A 9117-nucleotide genomic window follows, 5' to 3' on the forward strand; every position below is an offset into this window, starting at 1 on the left:
TAAGCTGGAAATTAATTTAATACAATTTTTGTCGTGTACTTAAAAAATGTTGTTTTATTAAAAATGCCTTTGCTTGTGTCAAGTCTGCTTTTAAAGTCTCATTTCTAATTTCTCTATTTAGAAGATGTACATAATGGTTTACCTTATCAATACTTAAGTCATTAATAGTTGCTCCATCTACTTTAGTAAGTTCTTTGGCATATTCTACTTCAGCTTTATATTCTTTTTGATGTAAAATTTTAGAAGGTGGTATAATTCTATCCTGTGTTAGCTTTCTCTCATAATATTTACCATCAAAGCGTAAATATTTTTTATCATCAGAAACAGGATATACTACTATTACTACAACCTCACCTACTGTTAAACTCATATACTCAAAAAAAATATTTTCTGATAAGTCTATGAATTTATCGAAATCATCTTGAAAATACTTTGTGTGTAAATCTATCAATTTACTTTCATTATTTCTATTAAAACCAGTATAGGAATACTTTTTATCACGTTCTTTAATTCCGCAAATAATTATTCCTCCGTCAGTATTAAGGAAAGCACAAATAGTTTCATTAAGTGATTTCCACTCACCATTTGTTGATAAATCCTTTAATTCAATGTTGGATTTTTCAACATCTATAAATGAGTTACTCTGTATAGATTTTTGAATTGCAGCAATAGTATTTCGTATAAATTCTGATTTCATTTATCAGTTTAGTGTATTCGTTAACTTCAATAATATGGCTAATGTACGAAATACATGTATAACTTTAAATATAGTAAAGTCAATACTCTCTTCACCCCCCTCATCAGGCGGTTTCTTTTTATTTGTTTATATATACTGTTTTCACATTTACAAACTCTTTCAGCCCGTTCTCGGCCAGCTCGCGGCCATAGCCCTTTAGCCCCGATAGAGCCGGTATCCTGCCGCAGCCTGCGGAGGCAGATAAAGGCGAAAGCGGGAACAACGTGTAGCAATTGCAGGAAGAGGGCTGCTCCTGATATGCATACAGTAGCACAAAGGAACCCAGCTATCGGCAGCTTTTTATTATCTTCGCAGGGATGAACAAGCTTCTCGAAACTCCAATCGAATACCTTAAAGGTGTAGGCCCGGCGCGCGGCGAGCTGCTCCGGAAAGAACTGGGCATACATACATATTCAGACCTGCTGAACCTGTTCCCTAACCGCTACATAGACCGCACGCGCTACTACAATATAAACGAGCTGGTAGCAAGCAACAGCGAGGTGCAGGTGATAGGAAAGATAATTCACATAAAATCAGCCGGTGACAAACAAAAATCGCGTCTTGTGGCTACCTTTACCGATGAAACCGGGGAAATGGAACTGGTATGGTTCCGCGGGCAGAAATGGATACGGGATAACCTGAAACTAAACCAGCCATACGTAATTTTTGGGAAAGCTACCCCATTTGGCGGTACTTTCAGCATGGCACATCCCGAAATGGAACCCCTTGCCGAACACCAGGCCAGCCTGCGCAGCGCCATGCAGCCCATATACCCTTCTACCGAAAAGCTCACGCAAAAAGGCATCAGCAACAAGGTAATAAGCAAAATCATGCAGCAGCTGTTTATAGAGACACAGGCGCGGTTTGCGGAAACGCTTCCGCCATCGCTTATTCAGGAACTGCAGCTGATTTCTAAAAATGTGGCGCTGTTCAATATCCACTTCCCCAAGAGCCAGGAATGGCTCGCAAAGGCGCAGTTCCGGCTAAAGTTTGAGGAGCTTTTTTTTATACAATTACAACTTATCACCAAAAACATCATCAGGAAGCATAAGATAAAAGGCCTTCCTTTTACACAAGTGGGGCAGTATTTTAATGCCTTCTACCAAAACCACCTGCCTTTTGAACTTACAGGCGCACAAAAGCGGGTAATAAAAGAAATACGGAACGATATGGGCCAGCCGGCCCAGATGAACCGCCTGCTGCAGGGCGATGTAGGTTCAGGCAAAACCATTGTGGCGCTGATGAGCATGCTGCTGGCGCTTGACAATGGTTTCCAGGCGTGCCTTATGGCGCCTACCGAAATATTGGCCACCCAGCATTATTCAGGTTTAAGCGAACTGGCAAAGCCGCTGGGCATCAACATACGCCTGCTTACAGGCTCCACCAAAACGCCTGACAGGAAAATAATATACAGGGAGCTTGAGAGCGGTGAATTGCATATTATAATCGGTACGCACGCCCTGCTGGAAGACAAGGTGCAGTTCCGCAACCTGGGGCTGGCCATTATTGATGAGCAGCACCGTTTTGGGGTGGAGCAGCGCAGCAGGCTGTGGCGCAAGAACGATATTCCGCCGCACGTGCTGGTGATGACCGCCACCCCTATTCCGCGCACACTGGCCATGAGCCTGTATGGCGACCTGGACATATCGGTTATCGATGAACTGCCTCCGGGCCGCAAGCCTATAAAAACGGTACACAGGTATGACAGCAACCGGCTGATGGTATGGAAGTTCCTGAAGGAGGAGATTGCCAAGGGCCGGCAAGTGTATATTGTGTACCCGTTAATACAGGAAAGCGAAACGCTCGACTACAAAGACCTTATGGACGGCTACGAAAGTATATCGCGCGATTTCCCGCTGCCGCAGTACAGTGTAAGCATTGTGCATGGCAAAATGAAGCCTGCTGACAAAGATGCCGAAATGGCCCGCTTTGCTGCCGGGAAAACCAATATTATGGTGGCTACGACAGTTATTGAGGTGGGTGTAAATGTACCCAATGCCAGCGTTATGGTTATTGAAAGCGCCGAGCGCTTTGGCCTCTCGCAGCTGCACCAGTTGCGGGGGCGTGTAGGACGTGGCGCTGACCAGAGCTACTGCATACTGATGACCGGCCATAAACTGGGTAATGATACCAAAACCCGCCTGGACACCATGTGCCGTACCAATGACGGCTTTGAGATTGCCGAAGTGGATCTGAAGCTGCGTGGCCCGGGTGATATTATGGGAACTCAGCAAAGCGGCGTTCTAAACCTGCAGATTGCCGACCTGGTGAAAGACCGTGACATATTGCAGCTGGCCCGGCACCATGCGGTTAACATACTTAAAGATGATACTGCCATGGCCAAACCCGAACATGCTGCCATGCGGAATGCTTACCTGGAAATAACAAGAAAGAAAAACATCTGGAATTATATTTCCTGACTATAGAGGGTTTAGCTTATAAAAGAAATGATTAGGTTATGATTCATATCATAATCCTGGTTATACTTCATCATAATTAACAAACACTATACGAAGGGCAATTTCTGGTTCATTAGGGCTGTTTGTTATCCCCATTTTTCCCATTATACCCTCTAAATATATAGCTACCACTATTATTCTCCGTTTTATTGGCATCTTCAAAGCCTATGAGTACAACCTCTATATTTACCTTTTTGGCGTCACCATCCTTAAAATTCCTGATGAAATTAAGTACATCAGTAGTTATGTAACTTGTACCTGAAGCATCAATTACTGCTTTTGTATTACCGGGTATACTGTCAAGGATAGCTTTTATTGTAGTTATATTAAACGCGGAATCTTCATTGGCTAAGTCAATATGCATAGCGCCGGTACCGGGATATTTCTCTGCGGGGAACTTAGGGACACGTTTATTTTTGCCATACAAAATGAAAAAGAAATTTAGAAGTATCCCTACACCTACACCCCATAGCAAGCCATAAGCCACTACTACAATAAGCGTGATGATGAAGGGGATGAACTGGTATTTGCCTTGTGTCCAGAAGTACATGACTTTTAAAGGGCTTGCAAGTTTGTAGCCAACGAGTATTAGCACGGCAGCCAGTGTGGCAAGCGGGATTTTATTGAGTAAAACGGGTATGGCCAGTACGCAGATAAGTAGTAATATACCATGTATGATGGCAGCCATTTTTGTCTTTGCACCCGCATTGGCATTAGCGGATGACCTTACAACAACTGATGTCATGGGAAGGCCGCCTAATAATGCACTAAGAATATTCCCGATTCCCTGTGCCTTAAGCTCAACATTGGTGTCAGTGTATCTTTGCAGTAGGTCCATCCTGTCTGACGCCTCAATGCATAATAGTGTTTCAATAGAGGCTACCATGGCTATAGTACAGGCAGTTATCCATACTTTTAAATTACCGAAAGCACTAAAATCAGGCAGGATGATAATGTTTTGCAGCCCGCTGACAGAATTGACAACCGGCAGGTCCACAAGGTGTTCTTTTTCGAGTGCCAGTGGATTGCCCGTGGCTTTGAGTAATTGATTTATTAAAATACCTGCAACTACCGCAGCAAGTGCCCCGGGGATAATCCTGAGCCGCTTCAGCGTAGGTATTTTGTCCCATGCTATCAATATAACCAGGGAAATTATTGTTATTATTATGGCAACCGGCTCAAATTGCCGGACTATATCAGGAATATCCGAAAAAGGGTTGGAGCCGTCCAGCCTGAATAACTGCTCCCGGCCTCCATAATTATTATCAAAACCGACAGCATGCACAAGCTGTGTAATTATTATAATAATCCCAATGCCTGCCAGCATGCCTTCAATTACATTAGAAGGAAAAAGTTTTGAAACGCTGCCGGCTTTTACAAAACCAAGTACCAACTGCAGAACACCCGCAAGAAAAACAGAGAGCAGGAAAAGCTCAAATGACCCTAAAGAAGTTATTGCCACCAGTACTATTGATGTAAGTCCTGCGGCGGGTCCGGAAACACTTATAGGTGACTGGCTAAGTGAGCCTACTACTATACCCCCTATCACACCCGAAATAATTCCTGATAAAGGTGGCGCACCTGAAGCAAGCGCTATTCCCAGGCACAGCGGAAGCGCTACTAAAAAAACGACAAGCCCTGCAGGAAAATCAGATTTAAGGTTTGTAAAAAAATCTATCTTTTTATTCATGACCGGGATATGATGCAGAATAAATGTACAGGAATTGCAGGATGCCTGCTATCGCGTATGTATTACCTGTGGTGTTGAGGAAAACATACTGTAAGTACAGAGTTGATTTTTCTGGGGCTAACGGGTAATGATATTGAATAAAACAAGGGTAATTTACCATCATTCTAATGAATTTTTCCTGGCAAAAGCTGGGAATCCATTGTGCATTTGCTTTATTTTCAATTAAAGTTAAAACGGCGTAAGCCAAATTAAAACGAAAATATTAAAAATATATCCGGCAATACTTTTATATTGGCAACACGTATTCATGCCGGGCCTGGCGGCAATGAAAGTTGCTACACTTAAATTTCTTCCTCACTCCAGGCTTTCATCATCCAGATAGTTTTTTCCTGTTCTGTGATAAAGTCACTCATCATCGAATTGGTGCCCTCATCGCCTATATTGCCAGACTCGTCCAGGATTACCCTTTCAATCTTCAACAGGCTGGACAACGAACTTATGATAAGATGTACAGCTTCAGTATCTTTGGTGATATTCCGGCCTACATCAATCTTATTATTCTTTATATAATCATCAAAGGTATGCAGGGGCGTAAATCCCAGAGTCAGTATCCTTTCAGCGACAAGGTCAATCTTCTCCTGCGCGTCGTTATATAACTCTTCAAATTTTACATGTAGGTCAAAAAAGCGTTTTCCCCTGATATTCCAGTGCAGGCCCCTCAGGTTTTGGTAATATACCTGGAAGTTAGAAAGCAGTATATTAAGTTCTGCGGCAATAACCTCAGTTTCTTTTACAGGTAAACCCAGAATGTTTGTGGCCTTATTTTCTTCTTTCGTTTTCATATACTTTTTTATTAGGATTTATTGTCAAAGTTACTAAAAAATAACGGCTGCCACTATAGCTTATATCAGTCATTTTTATATTTTTATTGCAAAAATCTATTCAACTACAATTTAATGACAATCACGCAACTATATTATGTATTGGCAGTAGCCGAATATAAAAATTTTACACTTGCCGCAGAAAAATGCTTTGTTACCCAGCCTACGCTGAGTATGCAGATACAAAAACTTGAAGAAGAACTTGACATACAGATTTTTGACCGCAGCAAGAAACCCATACAGCTTACTGATGTAGGGCATATGATTGTAAACCAGGCTAAAAATATTGTGAATGAATCAGTAAGGATTAAAGATATTGTTGACCAGCACAAGGGCTATATCGGCGGGGAATTTAAAATAGGGATCATACCTACTGTAATGCCCACGCTACTGCCTATGTTTATCAATACATTTATAAAAAAATATCCTAAAGTCAGTCTTATAATCGAAGAGCGCACAACGGAAGAAATCATCAGGATGCTGAAAAACGGGCAGCTTGACGCCGCTATTGCAGCCACACCACTCAGCGAGGAAAGCATCAAAGAAGTTGTGCTCTACTATGAACCTTTCGTGGCTTATGTGCCGGAGAACAACCCTGCTTTCAAAAAGAAAGAATTTGATGTGGAAGACCTTGAGGCTAACCTTGACAATATACTGCTGCTGCAGGATGGCCACTGCTTCCGCAACAATGTGCTGAACATCTGCCGTAACAGTTCCTTGATAGAAAACAACCCCTTCCAGGTAGAAAGCGGCAGTTTTGAAACTATGGTTAAACTGGCTGACGAAGGAATGGGCATGACATTGCTCCCTTACCTCCACACACTTGACCTGCCGGAAAAATCGCTTGCTAAGCTGAGGCATTTCAGGGAACCGAAGCCCTCAAGGGAAGTAAGCCTGATATATGCTAAAAAAGAACTGAAACTCCATATCATAGATGCGCTCCGGAGTGTGATAGCAAGTGTCGTAAAAGGAGCCATAACGTTCCAGAATGTGGCGATAACAAGCCCTGTACAAAAAAAATAAGGGGAGCTTTTTAGCTCCCCTTTCTTATTGTTGAACATAAACCAAACAGGCTTTTAGCTCAGGCTTTTCATTTGTAAAATTATGAAGCCAGTCTATAAGTTCCTCGATTTCATAAGGCAATAAGTTTTTTATTGCTTTCTCCAGTTCTTTGCAAAACAGTTTTGGGTCAAAACTTACTCTTTCCAAAACCATCTTCGTGTAGCTAAACATAGGTCTGGGCATTCTTAGAATTTTTTAGTTTTTTATGATTTAGAAGGTATAAGAACGTGATGTAAAAATAATAAATTTTTATTTACAACACTACATATGTCAAAATTTTAGAAACTAATAATTTACAAATTCTTAAACTTTTAACAATAAATAATCACTTGTAACCTCTCAGCATCTCCCGTTTGCCGGGTGGCCCGGGTAGTTTTTCGGTTGTAAAACCTGCCTCCTGCATTGCTTTTTTTATCACTGTACGGCAGGCATAAGTTACAAGCAGCCCCTTAGGTTTTAAGGCTTTATACATTTTTTTGAATATTTTGGCAGACCAAAGTTCAGGCTGAGCATGATACCCAAAGGCATCAAAATAGATTAAATCGTATTGTCCCTCATCGTTAATTTCTTCAAAATACTGCTGCTTTTTAATTAACATAAAATTATCATTTAGCCATGCCTGCTGTCCCCATTCTGTAGCGTGCATTTGGAGGAAAATATCGCTATATTCCATAGCTTTAAGCTGTTCAACATAATTAAGGGCTGCCACTTCCACTCCATTCACCGGGAAAGCCTCTATACCTGTATAGTGTATAACCTTGCCTATGCCACGTGACTCCAAGAATGTTATAAACGCGTTGAGCCCCGTCCCAAAACCTATTTCCAGTATATCCACCTGTTCGTATTCAGAAAAATGCCTCAGCCCATTTTTAATAAAAACATGGTACGCTTCCTGAATAGCACCAAATTTAGAATGGTAGCTTTCTTTCATTTCGGGCAGGTGTATGGTTACTGAGCCGTCCGCGGTAGTTATTATTTCACGTTTCATATTTGTTGAGAAGGAATTGTTAGAGGCATTATAGTTTTTTGCCTTCAGCCGTAACCGTTATACCTGTTATGTAAGCCTGTTTCACATCATGATGCTTAAAGATCCAGCCAAAAAAGAAATTTAAACTTAAAAATTTATCCCAGCCATCCTTCCCTGTCAAGGCTGCGGTACTGTATGGCTTCGGCTATATGTTGAGATTGTACATTTTCCGAAGCATCCAGGTCGGCAATCGTGCGCGATACTTTAAGTATCCTGTCATAGGCCCTTGCAGAAAGGTTTAGCCGCTCCATGGCAGTTTTGAGGAGCTGAAGCGATGTATCATCAATCTGGCAATACTCTCGTATCTGCTTGGTGTTCATCTGCGCGTTGTAGTGGATATTATCCAGGTGCTCAAAGCGTGCCGACTGAATCTCCCTTGCCTTTGTAACCCGCCGGCGTATCTCCACGCTGCTTTCGGCTTTGCGGTTATCTGACAATTTTTCGAAAGGCACGGGGGTTACTTCAATATGAATATCTATCCTGTCGAGCAACGGGCCTGATATTTTGCTGAGGTAGCGCTGCATTTCGTGCGGCGAAGAGCTTACAGGCGCATCGGGGTCATTAAAATAACCGCCCGGGCTGGGGTTCATGCTGGCTACGAGCATAAACGATGATGGATACGTTATGGTAAATTTGGAACGCGATATCGTAACTTCCCTGTCTTCCAGCGGCTGTCGCATTACTTCGAGTACCGTGCGTTTAAACTCAGGCAGCTCATCTAAAAATAAAACGCCATTGTGTGCCAGCGAAATTTCGCCCGGCTGCGGGTAACTGCCGCCACCTACAAGCGCTACATCGCTTATGGTATGGTGCGGGTTGCGGAAAGGCCGCTGGTTCATGAGGCCAACATCTTTAATCTTACCGGCTACACTGTGTATTTTGGTTGTTTCAAGCGCTTCTTTGAGGGTCATGGGCGGCAGTATGCTTGGGAGCCTTTTGGCCAGCATGGTTTTACCTGCGCCGGGAGGGCCTATGAGTATTATGTTGTGCCCGCCTGCTGCCGCAATCTCCATACAACGCTTGATGCTCTCCTGCCCTTTTACATCGGCAAAATCAAATTCAGGGAAATCCAGTGTTTTATAAAATTCTTCGCGGGTGTTTATAACAGTAGGCTCAAGGGTGCCGCGCCCTTCAAAAAAGTCAATCACTTCGGTCACATTCTCCACACCGTACACATCAAGGCCAGCCACAATAGCGGCCTCTTTTACATTTTGCTTTGGCAGGAAAAAGCCTCTGAAACCTTCTTCTTTAGCTTTAATAGC

General features: G+C 42.6%; 8 protein-coding genes. 2 read left to right on the forward strand and 6 right to left on the reverse strand.

Annotated features, from left to right (window positions below; translation table 11 throughout):
- Positions 1 to 16 precede the first annotated feature (16 nt).
- A complete protein-coding gene (locus CHU92_RS02080; protein WP_094412114.1) occupies positions 17 to 697 on the reverse strand; it encodes an AlbA family DNA-binding domain-containing protein in 681 nt (226 codons plus the stop codon).
- Between the two features lie 356 nt (positions 698 to 1053).
- Here CHU92_RS02080 and recG point away from each other — a divergent pair, with 356 nt between their 5' ends.
- A complete protein-coding gene (gene recG, locus CHU92_RS02085) occupies positions 1054 to 3156 on the forward strand; it encodes an ATP-dependent DNA helicase RecG (RefSeq protein WP_094412116.1) in 2103 nt (700 codons plus the stop codon).
- A 112-nt stretch (positions 3157 to 3268) separates the two neighbouring features.
- On the opposite strand, the gene CHU92_RS02090 is transcribed toward recG, so the two are convergent.
- Together CHU92_RS02090 and CHU92_RS02095 are read right to left on the reverse strand one after the other, a co-directional pair.
- Positions 3269 to 4885, reverse strand: coding sequence for a SulP family inorganic anion transporter (locus CHU92_RS02090; RefSeq protein ID WP_094412118.1), 1617 nt, complete (start codon positions 4883 to 4885; stop codon positions 3269 to 3271).
- A 341-nt stretch (positions 4886 to 5226) separates the two neighbouring features.
- Positions 5227 to 5727 (reverse strand): Dps family protein, encoded by a 501-nt coding sequence (locus CHU92_RS02095; RefSeq protein WP_094412120.1) that lies wholly within the window; start codon positions 5725 to 5727, stop codon positions 5227 to 5229.
- Positions 5728 to 5841: 114 nt separating this feature from the next.
- Between CHU92_RS02095 and CHU92_RS02100 the strand changes: the two genes are divergently transcribed.
- Positions 5842 to 6789, forward strand: coding sequence for a hydrogen peroxide-inducible genes activator (locus tag CHU92_RS02100; RefSeq protein ID WP_094412122.1), 948 nt, complete (start codon positions 5842 to 5844; stop codon positions 6787 to 6789).
- A 24-nt stretch (positions 6790 to 6813) separates the two neighbouring features.
- Here the strand turns inward: CHU92_RS02100 and CHU92_RS02105 are convergent, their stop codons facing one another.
- The 3 genes from CHU92_RS02105 to CHU92_RS02115 form a co-directional block, all read right to left on the reverse strand.
- Complete coding sequence (locus CHU92_RS02105) at positions 6814 to 7011, reverse strand: hypothetical protein (RefSeq protein ID WP_094412124.1); 198 nt, start codon at positions 7009 to 7011, stop codon at positions 6814 to 6816.
- Positions 7012 to 7153: 142 nt separating this feature from the next.
- On the reverse strand, positions 7154 to 7816 hold the full coding sequence (gene mnmD / locus CHU92_RS02110; RefSeq protein ID WP_094412126.1) for a tRNA (5-methylaminomethyl-2-thiouridine)(34)-methyltransferase MnmD: 663 nt from the start codon (positions 7814 to 7816) through the stop codon (positions 7154 to 7156).
- A gap of 134 nt (positions 7817 to 7950) precedes the next feature.
- Positions 7951 to 9117 (reverse strand): YifB family Mg chelatase-like AAA ATPase (locus CHU92_RS02115; protein WP_094412128.1); only part of this gene is annotated, 1167 nt, incomplete at its 5' end.

Origin of the sequence: Flavobacterium cyanobacteriorum, from assembly GCF_002251835.1 — a bacterium.
GTDB lineage: Bacteria > Bacteroidota > Bacteroidia > Flavobacteriales > Flavobacteriaceae > Flavobacterium > Flavobacterium cyanobacteriorum.

Coding starts and splice junctions, on each gene's coding strand:
- mnmD (WP_094412126.1), bottom strand. CDS start 7,816: ATGAAACGTGAAATAATAACTACCGCGGACGGCTCAGTAACCATACAC.
- CHU92_RS02100 (WP_094412122.1), top strand. CDS start 5,842: ATGACAATCACGCAACTATATTATGTATTGGCAGTAGCCGAATATAAA.
- CHU92_RS02090 (WP_094412118.1), bottom strand. CDS start 4,885: ATGAATAAAAAGATAGATTTTTTTACAAACCTTAAATCTGATTTTCCT.
- CHU92_RS02095 (WP_094412120.1), bottom strand. CDS start 5,727: ATGAAAACGAAAGAAGAAAATAAGGCCACAAACATTCTGGGTTTACCT.
- CHU92_RS02105 (WP_094412124.1), bottom strand. CDS start 7,011: ATGCCCAGACCTATGTTTAGCTACACGAAGATGGTTTTGGAAAGAGTA.
- CHU92_RS02080 (WP_094412114.1), bottom strand. CDS start 697: ATGAAATCAGAATTTATACGAAATACTATTGCTGCAATTCAAAAATCT.
- recG (WP_094412116.1), top strand. CDS start 1,054: ATGAACAAGCTTCTCGAAACTCCAATCGAATACCTTAAAGGTGTAGGC.